This is a genomic window from Fibrobacter sp. (genome assembly GCA_012523595.1).
Classification (GTDB): Bacteria; Fibrobacterota; Chitinivibrionia; order Chitinivibrionales; family Chitinispirillaceae; genus JAAYIG01.
In genome coordinates this window covers 1-17,227 of sequence record JAAYIG010000146.1, presented here as the reverse complement: position 1 = coordinate 17,227, position 17,227 = coordinate 1, and the positions used below count along the sequence as shown (strand labels likewise).

Here is a 17,227-nt window from a genome sequence, read left to right as displayed (position 1 = left end):
TTCACTAAAGCGGAAAGCAGATCAAAGCCTCCTTTTTTCGAAAAGGAGGCTTTTATTAATAAACAGAAGAAAATCAGTAATTACAAATGGAAATTCAGAACATTCCTCTCTGCAAAAGACTATTTTATCCATCTTTAAAAACTATTACTGACCGAAAGCAATCTTTCAGCAACATCATATGTATGAGTGTAAAATTCAAGAGTATCCGCAAAAAGCTTTTTACATTAGTAATGCAAATCCTGCTGATAACTCTTGGTGTTTCCCAGATCACCACCTCCATACTTCTTATAATCCTCTCGCACAACACATTCAAAGAGGGAGAAGAGAGGATACGGGAAAATCTTCTTGATAAAGGCAGAGTGCTGGTGGCCAATAACAGCATCGCACTGCAGGGTATGGTAGCGGATAATGCTTTCCACAGCATAAACGAGCTTGTCTCATCCACTATTCAGAAAGATAAGGATGTGATCTATGGTATCTACATGGATGCATTCTGTCAACCATGGGTAAACGTGACCCCAGGCACACCCTGCAGCTTGTTCAAACCATTGACCGCTGCTATCGATTCCATGAGCAGATGGGCAAATAAAATCAATGAAGTAAGCTACAAGCGTATTACCCAGGTCGGTCCCGGAGTTTTTGAGTTTGCTGCCCCTGTAGAGGTAATGGGACAGAGAATGGGGACGATAAGGTACGGAATATCAACGGCAAGAATGGAACAGTCAATTCACGAACTTAAGAGAGACTTTCTGAAAGAGGTCGCCAAATATACTATCATCCTGGTTGTGGTAAGTTTCCTATTACTACTATACGAAATAAGAGTGGCTAACAATCAGGCCCGGTCGATTACAAAACCGATTGATGAACTGGCAGTTGCTGCCGACAGAATCTCTTCCGGCAATTACAATATTCCTGTAAAAACATCGAACGATGATGAAATCGGGCTCCTTGGAAATGCTTTTGAGACCATGCGCGAGACTATAAAATCCTACACTGACAATCTTGAACAGATAGTAGAGGAACGGACCGTTCAGCTGAACAATTCCTATAAAGAGCAGTTAATACAGGCAAACAAGCTTGTGACACTTGGAACCCTTGTAGCGGGTGTGGCACATGAGGTCAATAATCCAAACAATTCCATACTCCTCTCAGCTGGAGCACTTGAGGAGATGTGGGATGACATACAGAGAATAATCGATGAACATGTAAATCAGAACGGGCATTTCAAAGTTGGGGGTTACACCTCTGAGGATATGGCTGAGGAGGTGCCTCAGTTGATATCGCGGATAATCAATAATTCCAGGCGGATAAAGAGTATTGTTGAAGAGCTCAAAAACTACGGCAGAAAGAACAGTGGAGAGCTGAAAGCGAATCTGGATATAAACCGGATCATAAGAGATTCCATAGAAATAATCGAAAACGAGATAAGGAAATACACCGTCAATTTCAACGTTGATCTCAAAGAAGGCCTACCGCTTGTCGAAGGTGTTCATCAGAGACTCGAGCAGGTGGTTGTAAACCTCATTCTGAATGCCTGCCAGTCTTTAAACGATACGAATAAAGAAGTGTTTGTATCCACAGAATACGACAGCACTGCTCAGAGCATCATTATTTCCATCCAGGACCAGGGCTGCGGCATGGACAAAGAGACACTGGAGAAAATTTCACAGTCATTTTTTACTACAAAACACAACCAGGGTGGAACCGGGCTTGGCCTTGCAGTGTCCTCCCATATTGTCAAGGCTCACAAAGGTCATCTGCAGTTCGAGTCTGAACCTGGAAAAGGAACTCTTGTAAGAGTAATCCTTCCTGCACAAAACAAATAACAGGAGAGATATGGAAGAGAGATCGAAAAACCCGCTTCTGCCTATTCTCATCGTCGATGATGAACTTGATGCGCTTCAGTCGTACAAATCGCTTCTCAGGTATAATGGATTTGACAACCTGATCCTTTGCAGCGAAAGTACACATGCCATGCAGTTACTGAGCAGGGAAAGGATTTCAATTGTCATTCTGGATTTGAATATGCCGGGACTTACCGGACAGGAACTGCTGGAAACCCTTAACCAGCAGTACCCGGAGATACCGGTCATTGTAATTACTGCGGTTGATAAAATCGAAACTGCTGTCCGCTGCATGAAGCTCGGTGCATTTGACTATATGATAAAACCGGTAGAGAAAAGTCACTTATCCGCCTGCATTTTCAGGGCACTCGAAATTTTTGAATTAAAGCAGGAAGTAAGGCTTCTGAAGAAACAGGTCCTGAGTCGTAAATTGCAGAATCCGGAGAATTTCAATGAGATAATTACCAATAATGAAAACATGAAATCGATTTTCAGGTATATAGAAGCAATAGCTTCCAGTTCAAAACCCGTACTCATAACAGGGGAAAGCGGGACCGGGAAAGAGCTTGTTGCCCGTGCAGTGTACAAACAAAGCCGTCTTCAGGGCAATTTTGTAGCGGTAAATGTTGCCGGACTCGAGGACACTATATTTTCTGACACCCTGTTCGGGCACACAAAAGGCGCATTCACAGGCGCAGATTCTCCCCGCCGGGGATTGATCCACAATGCAGAAAACGGAGTACTTTTTCTGGATGAAATAGGTGACCTCAACCCTAAATCTCAGGTAAAGCTCCTGAGACTGCTCCAGGAAAAGGAGTACTCTCCTCTTGGATCGGATACACCGCGTCTCAGTAATGCCAGAATCATCGCTGCCACCAATGCCGACATCGGCAGTAAATCCGAGGCAAATCTGTTCCGTAAAGACCTTTACTATCGGCTCGCCACACATCACATTCATATCCCTCCCCTCCGGGAACGTCTGGACGATCTTCCGCTTCTGATAGAAGCTTTTGTGGAGGAAGCCTCTCAATCGATGGAAAAAGAAAAGCCACAGATTCCCCGCGAACTGAAAATTCTGCTTGGCAGTTACTCATTTCCGGGAAACATTCGGGAATTGCAATCGATGATCTACGATGCAATGGCACGGCACAATTCCGGAGCACTGTCTCTTGAATTCTTCCGTGATTACATTCAAAACAAAAGCGAAAAAAAAGAGATCGAAGAGATTACAGAGGAATATTCTCCCATTATCCTTCCTCCGGATCGTTTTCCTACATTGAGAGAAGTGGAAGAATATTTGTTCTCAGAGGCCATGCAACGATCTGAAGGGAACCAGAGCATCGCAGCACGTCTTCTGGGAGTCTCTCAGTCAACTCTCAGCCGCCGGTTTCAGGCAGAAAGGCGGAGAGTGACAATATAGCAAAGAAATTGTTGGAATGTTTCCATCTGACAATTTATTTTGGATGTTCATTTAATCATAACCCGGTTTAGATGAAATTGTCTTGTCAATATTACCTGCTTATTGTCGTGGATTTCCGGTGATAACTTCCATGCTCTGCATCAAGCAGAATCAATATGGAAATATGATTAAAATTGCACTGAGAGTAATCTCCATAGGGATTTTGTTTTCAGCTCCTGAAGAGCTTAATGCTTCCGAAAAGCTTTATGTTTTCTATCCATCCGCAACCAGGCCTCACATTATCTTTGAAAAGCTCCAGAGTTCAATGAAAGATGTCCGGGTGTTTGTATTCGGCAACGCCTCAGATTTCCTGGCCCGTGTATCAATGGAGCCACCTGATGCAATTCTCACAAAAACTGCCATTATTCATCAACTCAACAATTATTCAATTGTTTTCAGAGGAGCCCGGGGAGAAAACACAGAAGAGAGATATGTACTTGTCTCTATGAAAAACAGTAACCATTCTCCGGCAATCGACTCGGAATCAGTAGTAGGTACAGTTGATTTCCTGGGCAGGACTGGAATGATCAATTTTGTCCGTGAAATCTTTCCTGTAATGCCCAGAATCAAGAGAGTAAACAAACCCGAGGACCTGATTCCGCTACTTATCTTTGAAATGGCGGATTTTGTATTGACGGAGGAAAGTAAAGTTGAGTTTCTGAAAACCTTAACAAACCGTCCCCTGGAAGTGACACCGTTATCCGCCGGGAAGCAAGGCATAGTGGCTCTTGCTGTTTTCAAAGGGAAAAAGGGTACCGCTGTCATAAACGGACTGAAGAGTTTGCAGAGCGAAACAAAGCAACTTTTTGGGATAGATAAATGGAAATGATCAGATTAATTAGACTCTGCCGGTTTTGTGCCATGATAGTGATCCTTGCGATCTGCATTCCCGGGATGTATGCATATCCAAAAGACCCGGTTCTGATCCTGAGAGGAGAAGGCCAGGAATTCAGAGATGTACTCTCCGGACTGACATCTGAGATAATAAATGACTTCATTATTCATGATATGGTTGTCACCAAAAAGACTGCGATCAGTGATATAGAATCTGAAGTCACATCAAAAAAGCCAAAGCTTGCAGTATTGATGGACAATCTGGCAATTTCTCTGTTTAAAAAATATCACAGTGGAATAAGAGACACTTCACAAGTGTTACCATCCGTTTCACTGATGGGGGTCCTTGTCGCCAATGCCATAGATGGCCTATCCAACGCTACAGGAATTTCCTATGAAGTGCCCGCAGTCACCAGTATTCTGAGTCTCAGAACAGTTTTAAACAGACAGATCAACACTGTAGGGGTGGTGCATCGTGAGTTTCTGGAAAATTTCATCGAAGTCAACAAAGCATTCTGTAAAAAGGAAAGAATAGACCTGATCGACATTTCGCTTCCCAATAAAAGCAGGAATATGAAATACCTCCTGAGAAAAGCGCTGGCAGAACTCATTGAAACAAGAGGGATTCAGGCTCTATGGGTACCAAATGACAACCTCCTTCTTCAGAGCGATTATATTGAAAGTGTCTGGGTTCCAATCACTTCACAGGCACAAATCCCGGTCATAGTAGGTGTTGATGTATTTGTGAATCCTCAGATGAATTTCGGTACTTTCGCAGTCCTTCCGGATCATCTCTCGTTGGGAAATCAGGCTGCTGAGATTATCTATAATATACGCGAGAACAACTGGAAAGTTATGAAGAGCAAAGTCGAACCACCTCTGGCCATTTACAAAATTATCAACTACAGACAGGCAAAAAAATCTTTCGGAATCTCCGATGAGACACTCAAGAGTATAGACAAGGTATTAAAATGAAAAAAAAGTTCATGTTTTCATTGAAATCATTGAGCCTTTCCGCTGGTCAGATCATTCTTCTTTCGGTTTTAGTATTCCCGGAAACCCCATCGGAGATAATCGATGAACTCTCGCTTGGAGAGCTTCTGGCTGTTGAGCTCTCCTCAGGATCCTTTCTGGAACTCGATTACAAGAAATCTCCGGTAAGCATGACAATAATTACCTCAGAAATGATAAAGTACTCCGGCGCCCGTAACATTTCAGAGCTTCTGGAGATCTTTGTCCCCGGTTTTCAGTACATGTATAACAAATGGAACGGTACTCTCTGGGGGATGAGGGGAGTTGCAAACGACCGCCATACCAAGCTCATCTACCTTGTTAATGGTCATAAGATGAACGCACAGGCCAGGGACGGGTTCCAGGGAGAAGTTGTTCTTGGCTTACTAAATGATATAGAGCGGGTGGAGGTACTCAGGGGACCAGCCGGTGTGATTTATGGTTCCGGAGCGATTGCCGGAATTGTCAACGTGGTTACAAAAAAGACCGGCAATAAAAACGCACAAGTCAACACAGGATTCACAATCCCGCGAGGAGCTGACATTGATGTCACTCTTTTCGGTTCACCATCTGACAATCAGAAGATCTCTTTTTCTGCCGGTTACCGAAAATCAGAAGGAACCGGTCTTCACAAATCAAAAATTTACGGTAACCCGAGCTGGCCCTGTCCCGGCACACCCATCCCAGGAGGGGTCCCCTCTGACGGAAGTTACGGCTCCACAGATGGCAACATGAGGGCATCCTTCGGCTGGCAGATCGACAATTTTGATCTGTATGTCAGAGCAACCAGGCAGATTGAGAATGCAGGGGGTTGGTTTACGATTGACCCATGGCCGGAGCTCAATAATCAGTCAATTGATTCCACCGCCGGCAACAGAACTGTGGATGGCAGGATCATCGAGCCAGATGATTCGGTATGGTTCAGCACTGAATCATTCGGCGAAAACCAGCGGCAATATATTTCAGATAATCTTTCTGCAGAGGGTTCTTACAATTTCACTTTTAATAAAAATATTCTGAAAATAAAGTGCGGTTTCGACAGAAACACCACCCGTATCGGAACAGAACAACGCGCAGGATACTCAGCCGCCAATTCTCGCTCACCAGGTTTCATCGCTGAAACATTCGGAGAGAGTCGCTTTACCCTTAGCACCATGTTTCTCCTTAAATCCGTCGATAAACTCCAGTTTGCTGCAGGGATGGAATACCGGCTCGATCTTATTGGAAAAGACATGGAAGGGAAAAACTCCAGAGAGGAAATCCAAGGATACAAAGTAGTAAGCGATGTCAATTACCAGACACTCTCCCTCTTTTCCGAAGGATTCTTTGATATAACAGATAAATTTGGAATCGACCTGGGCGGCAGACTTGATTTCCACACCAGGGCTTTTATGGCAAATCCCAAAATCGCTCTGGTATTCAACCCGTGGTACAACCACTTCTTCAAACTGATCTACCAGACTGCTTCCAATAACGGAAGTGCAGATAACTATGAGTACAATCGCAACCATTTTGATCCTGAAACGGGTGATATCAGAACCGACCCCTCATTTGAGAGATCAAGGCAAAAACCGAACATTTACACTGATATTCTTCCTATGGTACCATCTGTCGAGGAACTGCACTCCCTGAAACCGGAAAAAGTCCGCTCGATTGAATTGACATCCACTCACACAATCGGAGATCTCTTCACAATCACGCCTTCTGCAGCACTTGGACAGGTAACAAATCTGTTCGGATGGTCACAGGTATTGTTCAGAGTGATTAATGCTGGAAAGTACAATTACGGCAACTTCGACCTTGATTGTAAACTTGAAACAAGGTTCATAGTTTTTGGAGGAAATCATACTTTGCAGCGTCCTGTTTTTACAGAAAGCAGATCCCAGGATAAATATTTTATCCAACCCCATTACGACAAAACCAGTGATAGTTGGTATGATACCACATATCAGGGCAGGTATTACCCGGTGTCTGACGGCACCTATGATACTGTTAAAGTAAACCTTGTCAGTGATGGAATTACAGTTGACGGCAAGAATTTTCTCAACCTTTCCACCAATACAACTAAATTTTACCTGACTGTAAAACCACTTCCCTGGATAGTATTCAATACCAACCTCCGCCTCTTCTGGGGATTACCGGGAAGAAAAAGCCTTTATGACAGGGATGAAAAGGATGGCTACAATTACCTGGATATCCAGAATGGCAGTTTTTCTGAGCGTCTCCGCGGAGTTCCAAAAAAACTGAACGCCAGCCTGCATTTTTTTCTTCCCGAGGACATCACCCTCTCTATATTTGCGTATGATATTCTTGGAGTAGATCGCAAATCAGGCAAATCCGGATACGACAGTTTCGTGATTAATACTATCAGATGGCAACAGATGGCCAACCCGGAGCAGAAGGATATCGCCTCTACAGACCAGCAGTCCTTTGGGTTTACGATTTCTAAAGGTTTTTAAGATAAATCCTTTTTACTGGAGCTTAAATTCCGACTCCAGGAAACACCTGTCCGTTGGCATCAGGCTCACTCCTTGAATAATCCGGTCCTTAGATAATTCCCCCTTCCGGTCGGCCACTCAAGACAGCCTGACTTTGCAGATGATACATCATAGATCTGTACTCCCCCAGCTCCTTTTCCGATCGTATCTTTGAGTGAGACTATTATCTCCAGAACTCCATCATTATCGACATCAGCTATTGTTGGTGCAGCCATTGATCCCCGCTTTTCAAGAGGCACCCTGTGAAGCAGTTTTCCATCGCTGCTTAAAATTACCAGATGAGACTTTCCATTTTCAGTCGAATAAGTGCAGAAGACGATCTCCGAAATCCCATCATTGTTGAGATCACCCGCTGCAGCCTCACTGCATCCGACAAACGCTCCCCCGCTGTTGTCAAATTGTACCTTCCACAAAATCGCCCCGTCAGGACTGAAACAATAGAGATTTCCATCATAGGAAGGTACTATTATGTGCGGTCTGCCGGTATTCATGGTGAAAATGCATGGTGATGGAGCAACCTGAACTATGTTGTCCTGGTAACCAGTGTAAAGCGGCATACCAGTTGTGACCGGCTTTTCCAGCCCCGGGACTCTGGTCATGTCCGGATTTAATATCCATAGACTGTTTCCCCGGTTTTTATACTCTCCTGCACGCTCATGGTCCGAAAAAAGAATTATTTCAGGTAAACCGTCAAAATCCACATCTGCAAAAGCAGGCGGTGAATCTGTGAACTCATCCCTGTCGTTTCCGTCACCACCCCACCCCTGGGCCGCAAGTGCAATATCATGAAACATAGGAACCGAGCTGGCATATTTACCCTTGAAAAATCCTGAGGCTGTGAATTCCGATCCATCGGACCTCATGATTCCTATGTGGCAGATGTCATAGGTACTTACGATATCATTCATCCCGTCGCCATCGAGGTCTGCAATACCAATGTTCTGGTTGTAACCGCCATAATCATTGCGGGCAGTCCAGTCCTGTACCTGAGGCCATCCGCTCAGAACTGTTCCATCTACCCGCCAGATATTTGTTACCGGTCCTTTGGATGTCTTCACAACGCAGATTTCATACCGGTTGTCATTATCAAGATCACCTGCAGCCAGAGATCTTATTTCATCACCTGAACCTGGAAACGACTGTGGCCACCCGGCCTCCAGATTCCCCTGATGGTCATAAACCGCAACCTGGTTGCCATACGCTACCGCAATCTCACCAAACCCGTCATGGTCAAGATCACCAACCACAGGGGAACAGTACATGCGGCGGGATCCGTGATCGTTAGCAGATGATCCATTCTCTCCTGCCGGCGCTCTCCATTTCAATTTATTGTCTGCTCCCCAGACGTAAAGTACACTGTGCCGTGATGCTATTATCTCATTGCTGCCATCATTATCGAGGTCATAGACCGCAGGTGAGGCAAACCAGTTCTCATCCCAGCTTGCGGGAAGAGTTACCCTGAGTACGGGTCTGGATACTGAGCTTGGAATTTCTTGCATAGACTGAAAACCGGGGCCAATCGATAGATCGGTCGAACAGAAAAGCATTAAAAAAATGGCAAGAAACGGCAGAATAGGGTTATTTTTATATTCCATAATGGCAAATATAGTATTGGAAAAGAATGGTGAGTTAAAAACAGAACGGTAAACATTCCTTTATCATTAACATATCTCTTATATTGACAAAGCACTTGAATTCTTTATATCTTGTTCATATCTGAACTTATGCATCTATTCGAACAAAATAAGCAGAACCTCTTCACCCGCCGGGAAATGTCGTTATGATCAAAGCATTTATCTCTTCGATGATTATCCTGATATTTTTTTTCTCCTGCTCTGATAACCCCACAGGATTATCCGCAGACATTTACAAAAATGAGATCACTTTTGTTAAAGAGCAGATTCAGGTTACCCGCGGGCTGAGCTTCACTCGCCCCGTAACAGTGAGTACCATCACCCGTGAACAATGGTCAGATTATAATAACCGGTGGTATTCAAACAGCAGTAACCGGGCAATCACGCTGCAATTAAAGCAGCTTGGTTTTGTACCTGATACCATGAAGGACCTTGAGGGCGCTGCTGCTTCCTTTCAGGATGATGTGGTTGGAGCATTTTATCTCCCTGGCACAGATTCAGTTGTGATTATTGGTCCAATAAGCGATCAGGTGGCGCTTATCTACTATCTGGGACACGAATTTGTCCACGCACTTCAGGAACAGCATTTCAATGCTTTCTCTAATTACGTTATGCCCTCTACTCTCCAGTCTGTTATCAATAGCGATTTCTTCCTTGCCCAGCAATGCGTGACTGAGGGAGATGCAGAATATTCTGCAAATCTGATGCTGATAAGATTAGCGTACGAGGACCAGTCAGCAGATGATACACTCTCCTATTATCTTAAAGAAACACTTTCCTCTTATTTTAATTACTTGCCGGATATGGGCGCACTCAGATACCTGGAATTCAGATCCTATGCACCATATACACTTGGTCCATGTTTTATCATGAACAAACTGAAGGCCGGAGGATGGTCTGAAGTCAACAGGCTCTTCCACTCAGATCGAGTCAACTCATCGAGAGAAATCATCACAGGTGCAGATCATGAACCTGTAGTATTCAATTTTGATCAGATAACTCCAATACTGCTTCAGGATATTTCCTCATTGGAGTTGGCTGATGATGACAATTACGGTGCGGTCATGCTCATGGCTTTACTCGGTGATTATCTCGATACAGAAAACTGCTACAGGGCACTTGGACTAGCAGGTGACCGGATAATCTATGTACTTGATAGAGACAGGGAACTGGGGTCATTTGTCTGGGCAATGGCTTTTGACAGTGAAGAGGATGCCGGCTACACTTTCGGAAAACTCGATCTCCTCCTTACTAATCGCATAATAAACGGGAAGAGTTCTAAACGGAAGGAAACTGCCGAAGCTCTTGTCTTTAACTGCGGCAGTTCAGAGGCACATCTGTTTTTAAAAGGGACTAATGTATTCTGGATTGAAAATGTGGACAGCCTTGATTCTGTGATAAACCTGCTTTCAAATCAGGCATTGTCTAAAAGGGCATTTCCCGGGAAAAACGCCTCCACCTATCCCCGGTATCATAAGTGGAGGATTCTGGATCGTTTGTTTTAATATGTTAATCTTTGACCAGTCTCACAGAAAACCCCTCATCTCTGTAGTGTGTACAGGTTTTAACTTTTACACTGTCTTTTAACAGATAGATACTGTAGGCTTGACCGGCATAGGTGGTACTTGTAGAACTCCACCAGTGGTTCTCTACTCCCCTGTAACCAAACACACCTGAGTGAAAACGACACCCGCTTGGAAGAGCTGAAAAATTACTCTTGTTGTTTTCATCCAGATTATAGCCTATTGATCCAGGAACAAGACTGCTCTTCCAACTGTTATCCGCAGCAAGGGATTTTGCGACTTTATTACCAGTCAATGAACCATCCCAGTTATAACCATGATCAATTAAATACTTTATCATCTCTTCCCATTCAGCAATCGATGGCACATGCCATCCACGAGGTGCCAGCCTGTTCAGAGCATAATAATTATAAAGTGCGCCGTATTTTTTAATGGTATCGGGATCAGTGTCATTTTTATAGTAACAGAATGCTCCAGTCGTAAGATTTCTCCACTCCTCATTACTCTCCACAAGAGGAATTTTAGTCCCATCATTGAACCTGGTGGTACGAAGATCCTCTCTTGTCCAGATCTTCTTCCCAATTTTCACAGTGCTGTAGACATTGCCATCAATATCGGTGACGGTAATATTACTCTCATTATCATTACCATTACCATCCCCATCATGCCCGTCATTATTTGTTCCTGTTGGATTATTGTCTTTACAGGAAAAGACAAGACACATCACACAAAACAGTATTGACACCTTCTTTAGAAACATAACTTTCTCCTGAAAAAAGAGTACAGATTTATAAACCAACTAACTGAATAATCCTGTACAAGACCCCAACAGAACAAACCGCAAACACTATACCAGCATCATACCTTTCTGCTTTTCTTGCCGTGATTATCCTGAATAAGAATCGTTTAGTTTTACAATCAAAAAGCTTTGTATTATTATTGTACTTGTATTTTTTACAAATGAAAGCAACTTCAGAGACTGACTGTACCAGTAGCCTGTTCAGTTGTTTCTCATACCATCATCAAATATTTTGGATTCTATTTTTTTTTCTCAGCCCCACACTCTACTCATATCTCAGTGCCTCGATTGGTTTCAAGGAAGCCGCCCTGCGGGCCGGATACCACCCGAAGAAAACACCCACTGAAGCGGAAAACAGGAATCCCAGCACAACCGACCACCACGTCACTGCTGCCGGAAGATTGATCAACCTCGATACAGCCCACGCCACCATAAATCCCAGAACAGTTCCTATAATCCCCCCTGTGACTGAAAGCGAAATCGCCTCTATGAGAAACTGGGAATGGATATCTCTTTTCCTGGCACCAACTGCTTTACGGATTCCAATTTCTCTTGTACGTTCTGCAACAGATACAAGCATGATATTCATAATTCCTATTCCACCAACTATAAGAGAAAGCGCAGTTACTCCAATCATAAGACCGAAAATTCCCGATGTTATCGTTCGGTAAGTCGCCATTAGTTGATCCGCACTGTTTATACTGAAATCGTCCTCTTCTCCAGGTCTCAGATTACGCCTCTGTCGAAGAATCCGAGTCAGGTCACCCTTGACATCATCAATCTGCTCAGGGCTTGATGGCTTCACAATTATTGTAACCGACTCACCCCCCCTGGGTGTTATCGGCCCAGAAAACAGTTTTACGAATGTTGTAAGTGGTATTACTATGGCATTGTCCTGATCATTACCGAAAAGTGATCCCTTCTCCTCCAGTACTGCAGTGACCTCAAACCTGTGACGACCAACCAGAATCGACTTTCCTACAGGCTCCCTCGATGGAAACAACTCCTCTGCAACAGTTTTTCCGATCATAGCATTCTGCCTGCTCTGATTCATATCCGATTCTGTCATCTGCCGCCCGGATGCAATGTTGAATTCGGTTATGTACTGATACTCCGGAGTAGTACCAATCAACTGCACTCCATCCAGTTCCCTGTTCCCGAACCTTACTGTCACGGTTGACATCAGCATCGATGCGATCCGCTGCGCAGGCTCCAGACGCCTTTCAATATCCTTCGCATCCTCAAGTGTCAGGTTTCTCCTTCTCCTCGCCCTGATCGCCTCATCCCGGTTCATCACCCATCCATGTTTCTGAACATAAAGAGTATTTGAGCCTATCGATGCCAATTGGTTGGAGACAGTCCTGTTAAGCCCGTCAATAAGTGCAAGCATCCCGATAACTGTCATGACCCCGATCATCACCCCCAGGGTCGTAAGCACAGAACGCAACTTATGGGTATTGATTGAATTCAGTGCAAGACGGAATGCCTCCAGGATATTCATCTCTCTACCCGCTTGTCGCCCTCTATCATACCGTCTTTTATACTGATAATCCTTTGTGCGTATGCCCCTATCGAATGATCGTGAGTGACAAGGATAATCGTCTTGCCCCCTTTAAAAAGTTTTTCAAAAATCTGCATGATCTCCCTGCCGGTACGGGTGTCAAGATTTCCGGTCGGCTCATCAGCCAGAATTACAGGAGGGTCGTTTACAAGCGCCCTCGCAATAGCGACTCTCTGACGCTCACCCCCTGACATTTCGTTTGGACGATGGTTGATCCGGTGCTCAAGCCCCACAGAAATAAGAGATTCCCGCGCCTTTATCCGCCGCTGAGGAGCTGGTACTCCCGCATAAAGCATCGGGAGCTCCACATTGCGAAGAGCTGTATCACCAGAGAGCAGATTAAAAGTCTGAAAAACAAAACCGATTGATCGATTACGAATAGGCGCCAGTCCATCCTCATCAAGCCGGGATATATCTCTTCCTTCAAAAAGGTACTCTCCTCCGGATGGCATATCCAGACAGCCTATAATGTTCATCAGTGTTGATTTTCCTGAACCAGATGGTCCCATGATGGAAACATACTCACCACGATCTATCGAAAGGGACACATCACGCAATGCGGCTACCTTCACCTTTCCCATCAGGTACTCTTTGCAGATATGATTGAGTTCAATCAGCATGATAAAAAGTATTCCTGAATCCGCAATTAAATTTGCAAATCACTCAGGCCTCACTGCTTCTCCCTCATCGATCTCCCGGAGCACTTCAAATGGACCGGATATGACCTGCTGTCCCTCCTGAAGACCACCGGTAATCTGAATGTAATCTTCACCTGTCACACCGGTCTTTACCGGCAGAAGCCTGGCGACTCCATTATCATAAACAAAGACCCCCTCCATCTCCCCATCTCCGTCAAGATCCTCACTGCTTCCATCCGTCTGCATACCGGAAAACTGCCCAACCGGCCTCACCACAACCGCCTGAAGGGGGACAATGAGCACATCCTTCACCTCTTCAGTAACGATCTGAACATTCGCGGTCATACCAGGCTTTAAAATGTCAACTGAATCCGTTATCAGAATATCAACAGCATAACTGACTGTAGCATCCTCGCGGGGAAAACCCTCTCTGTCAGAAGCAGCCGCATATCCAATATCCATAACCGAGCCCCTGAACTGTCTCCCGGAGAGCGCCTCAACCTCAACTGCCACCCGCTGCCCCTTCCTGACACTCGCAATATCTGCTTCGTCAACTTCGCACTCGATCTGCATCCTGGACAGATCCGCAACTATCATAAGTATAGTTCCCGGATTATTCAAAGTCCCGGGGATAACATTCTCTCCAAGTTCAACATTAAGCTGGGTAACAGTTCCGCTTATGGGTGCAGTTATCCGGGTGTCCTCAAGCTGCTCAAGGGCCTGTGCATAAGTTGCACGTGATTCCTTGACACGTGCTTGATCAAGAAGAAACTGCGTACGTGCAGCCTCATACTCCTGCTCCGAAATGAGTTTGGAATTAAAGAGCTCCTGTGCCCTCTTAAAAAGAGCCCTGCTCTGCGCCTGAGAAGCTTCTGTCAAATCCAGATTCGCCCTGGCCCTTCGGACCTGGGCCTGATACTCGGTCTGATCGAGAAGAATAAGCAACTGCCCCTTATCCACCGACTCCCCCTCCTTTACAGGCAGACTATCTATTCTCCCCACTACAGATGAGGATATCTGGACTTGAGTCAAGGGACGCACGACACCGGGCGCAGAGATAACAGATGAGATATCCCCCCTGGCCACCTCTGCAAGCTCAACCCTCCTGCCTCCGCGATTGCGAAAAATGAAAAAAATCAGCACGACACTTAACAAAATGAGAGTTAAGGATATAAGTATCAATCTTGACTGTCTGCTCATTATTCCTCTTCTGTCACCAGACCCCAGCCAGAAACAATAAACGGACACGTGCGAGATAATAATTGACAATAATCTGCACAGATTCCCGGAGAGATTCCAGATACACAGCCTGACTCTGGGAGAGCTCCAGGGCCGATCCTGCCCCAAGACGAAACTGCTCCTGAGCTAGCCGGAGCTGCTCCTGCGCCTGCTCTCTGAGAACAAGAGCCGTAGAAAGCGCCTCACGTGAGGACAGGTAATCGCTGTAAGCCTGATTAGCCTGTTGAATCACACTGCTCCGGGTGATTTCCTGAACCGCTTTTGCTGATAAAACCTGTGCCGATGCCCCCCTGAGCTGTCCATACCAACTCATCCGTTCGAAAATATTCCAGTTAAGCTGAATCCCCCAGCTCCAGAAATCGTTTTCCCCCCAGTTACTAAAGCCAACCTCCCTCTCGGCATAACCGTAAGTAAATTCAGATCCCAGGGTCGGTACCTTTCTTAGCTTGACAGAGAGTTCTCCTGACTGCCTGGCCTGCAGATTGAGATCAGCAGAAAGTAGAGACGGGTTAGATTTCAGAACACTTTCTATGACAGAATCGCGGCTCAGAAAATCCTCGGTGGTATCGGGAAACAACAGAGAGGTGTCGATTTGCACCGGGTAATTTACCCCCATCAAGCCGGCAAGATTTCTCATCTCAGCCTCTAACGCTGTTTTGGAATTGGTAAAGTCAATTTTCTGTCTGGAAAGATCTACCTCCACCCTGAGCAGTTCAGGACGTGATATGGCACCAAGTCCAAACCTTTGACGTGCGACAGTTACCTGCTCTTCAAGCTGAAGAACTGCAGCCCTTGATGCATCGAGACTTTTATATGCGCCAAGCAGATTGTAAAAGGCCTGCTTGACATCGTATGCCAGTTCAGCCTGTGCCCCCCTGAAAACCACATCCGCATTATCCCAGACAGTTTTAGCCTGTCTGAGACCTGCTATCGATGCTGCATCTATAAGAGGTGTGCTGAGAGTTATGCTGGTCTGGAACTGATCATTCCATACCTCCTCACCGGGGATAGGGGGAGATGTGGGATCTTCGATTATAAGCTGCCGCTCAGGACCATTTCTGCTGAATCCTGCTGAAGCCCCCAGAAACGGAAGTACCGCACTTAAAGCATCATAGATTCCGACCTTTGTCAACTGACGTTCCCCTTCATTTCTCTGCCTGTAGTACCCCCTCTCAAGTGCAATCTGCACGCACCTATCAACACTGAGTAATGAATCGGACTCCTGAGCTTCAGAGCAGACCCATAAAAACACCAGTACCGTGACGGAAAATGCAACCGGCATAAAAATCATTCCAGTTCTGAATCGGTAAAGCAGAGGTTTTGTAATTAAAACCGAGTGATGCTAATTACGTGCCATTGTAAAAGGCATTAGAACAATTCTTATCCAGTGAAAGGGATACAGACATCCCATAGCCTGTGTTGATTTCTATTTGAAACATTACCATTTTATGGTAAATGCTTTCACCTGTACCCGGAAAATCACTGAATTGTTTGTTCTTGTAAATTACCTTCTTATAATACTGGTCCAAGGATAAAAAACCCGGTAAAAACAAAGGAAAACATCATGAAAACACAGTATTACACAGCGGCAAGTCTCGATGGATTCATTGCTACTGAGGATGACTCACTTGACTGGTTATTTTCTCTTGGGGACCTTAACAATTCCAGTTATCCTGAATTCATATCAAATGTTGGTACCCTTGCGATGGGGTCAAAAACTTACGAGTGGATATTAGGCAATAAGGAAAAGGTTATCGCTGAAACCGGCTCATCGTGGCCATACACTCAACCAGCCTGGATCTTCTCCAGCCGCCGACTTCCGGTAATTGAGGGTGCCGACCTCCACTTTGTCAATGGTGATGTGAGGCGTGTCCACGCTGAAATGCGAGATGCTGCAAAAAACAAAAATATCTGGATTGTAGGAGGAGGAGATCTCGCGGGCCAGTTCTACGATTCCTCCTTACTGGATGAGCTTATCATCCAGATTGGGTCAGTCACTCTCGGAAAAGGCAAACCTCTCTTCCCCCGCAGAGTGCTTAATCCAATTTTGCGCTTAGTGTCTGGAATTGCCCCGAAAAAATGGACACGTGACTAAGCAATTTTCTTCCGTTTGACAGATTCATATTCTGCTGGTGATAAATATCCCAAAGTAGAATGAATCCTTTTGCAATTGTAAAAACCTTCGAT

The 17,227-nt window shown here is 45.0% G+C and carries 13 protein-coding genes; 7 read left to right on the top strand and 6 right to left on the bottom strand.

Annotated features, from left to right (window positions below):
- The first annotated feature begins 182 nt into the window (after positions 1–182).
- From GX089_10010 to GX089_09990, 5 genes are all read left to right on the top strand, one after another.
- Entirely contained in the window at positions 183–1,826 is a 1,644-nt protein-coding gene (locus tag GX089_10010; protein ID NLP02817.1) for a HAMP domain-containing protein, read from the top strand.
- 10 nt (positions 1,827–1,836) lie between these two features.
- A complete protein-coding gene (locus tag GX089_10005) occupies positions 1,837–3,264 on the top strand; it encodes a sigma-54-dependent Fis family transcriptional regulator (protein ID NLP02816.1) in 1,428 nt (475 codons plus the stop codon).
- 163 nt (positions 3,265–3,427) lie between these two features.
- Complete coding sequence (locus GX089_10000) at positions 3,428–4,132, top strand: hypothetical protein (protein ID NLP02815.1); 705 nt, start codon at positions 3,428–3,430, stop codon at positions 4,130–4,132.
- The gene (locus GX089_09995) at positions 4,129–5,112 is read left to right on the top strand and encodes a hypothetical protein (protein ID NLP02814.1); all 984 of its coding nucleotides are present in this window, start codon (positions 4,129–4,131) and stop codon (positions 5,110–5,112) included. The genes GX089_10000 and GX089_09995 overlap by 4 nt, the downstream gene beginning before the upstream one ends.
- Positions 5,109–7,607: a TonB-dependent receptor plug domain-containing protein gene (locus GX089_09990; GenBank protein ID NLP02813.1), complete on the top strand. Its 2,499-nt coding sequence runs from the start codon at positions 5,109–5,111 to the stop codon at positions 7,605–7,607. Before GX089_09995 ends, GX089_09990 begins: the two co-directional genes overlap by 4 nt.
- A gap of 65 nt (positions 7,608–7,672) precedes the next feature.
- Here the strand turns inward: GX089_09990 and GX089_09985 are convergent, their stop codons facing one another.
- A complete protein-coding gene (locus tag GX089_09985; protein ID NLP02812.1) occupies positions 7,673–9,145 on the bottom strand; it encodes a VCBS repeat-containing protein in 1,473 nt (490 codons plus the stop codon).
- A gap of 281 nt (positions 9,146–9,426) precedes the next feature.
- Here GX089_09985 and GX089_09980 point away from each other — a divergent pair, with 281 nt between their 5' ends.
- The gene (locus GX089_09980; GenBank protein NLP02811.1) at positions 9,427–10,785 is read left to right on the top strand and encodes a hypothetical protein; all 1,359 of its coding nucleotides are present in this window, start codon (positions 9,427–9,429) and stop codon (positions 10,783–10,785) included.
- A 4-nt stretch (positions 10,786–10,789) separates the two neighbouring features.
- On the opposite strand, the gene GX089_09975 is transcribed toward GX089_09980, so the two are convergent.
- From GX089_09975 to GX089_09955, 5 genes are all read right to left on the bottom strand, one after another.
- Complete coding sequence (locus tag GX089_09975) at positions 10,790–11,563, bottom strand: hypothetical protein (GenBank protein NLP02810.1); 774 nt, start codon at positions 11,561–11,563, stop codon at positions 10,790–10,792.
- A 304-nt stretch (positions 11,564–11,867) separates the two neighbouring features.
- Positions 11,868–13,103 (bottom strand): FtsX-like permease family protein, encoded by a 1,236-nt coding sequence (locus GX089_09970; GenBank protein NLP02809.1) that lies wholly within the window; start codon positions 13,101–13,103, stop codon positions 11,868–11,870.
- Positions 13,100–13,780, bottom strand: coding sequence for an ABC transporter ATP-binding protein (locus tag GX089_09965; protein ID NLP02808.1), 681 nt, complete (start codon positions 13,778–13,780; stop codon positions 13,100–13,102). The genes GX089_09970 and GX089_09965 overlap by 4 nt, the downstream gene beginning before the upstream one ends.
- A 42-nt stretch (positions 13,781–13,822) precedes the next feature.
- Entirely contained in the window at positions 13,823–15,001 is a 1,179-nt protein-coding gene (locus GX089_09960; protein NLP02807.1) for an efflux RND transporter periplasmic adaptor subunit, read from the bottom strand.
- Positions 15,002–15,014: 13 nt separating this feature from the next.
- Positions 15,015–16,322, bottom strand: a complete 1,308-nt coding sequence (locus tag GX089_09955; GenBank protein ID NLP02806.1) for a TolC family protein — start codon at positions 16,320–16,322, stop codon at positions 15,015–15,017.
- Between the two features lie 282 nt (positions 16,323–16,604).
- Here GX089_09955 and GX089_09950 point away from each other — a divergent pair, with 282 nt between their 5' ends.
- Positions 16,605–17,135: a dihydrofolate reductase gene (locus tag GX089_09950; protein NLP02805.1), complete on the top strand. Its 531-nt coding sequence runs from the start codon at positions 16,605–16,607 to the stop codon at positions 17,133–17,135.
- Positions 17,136–17,227: the final 92 nt, after the last annotated feature.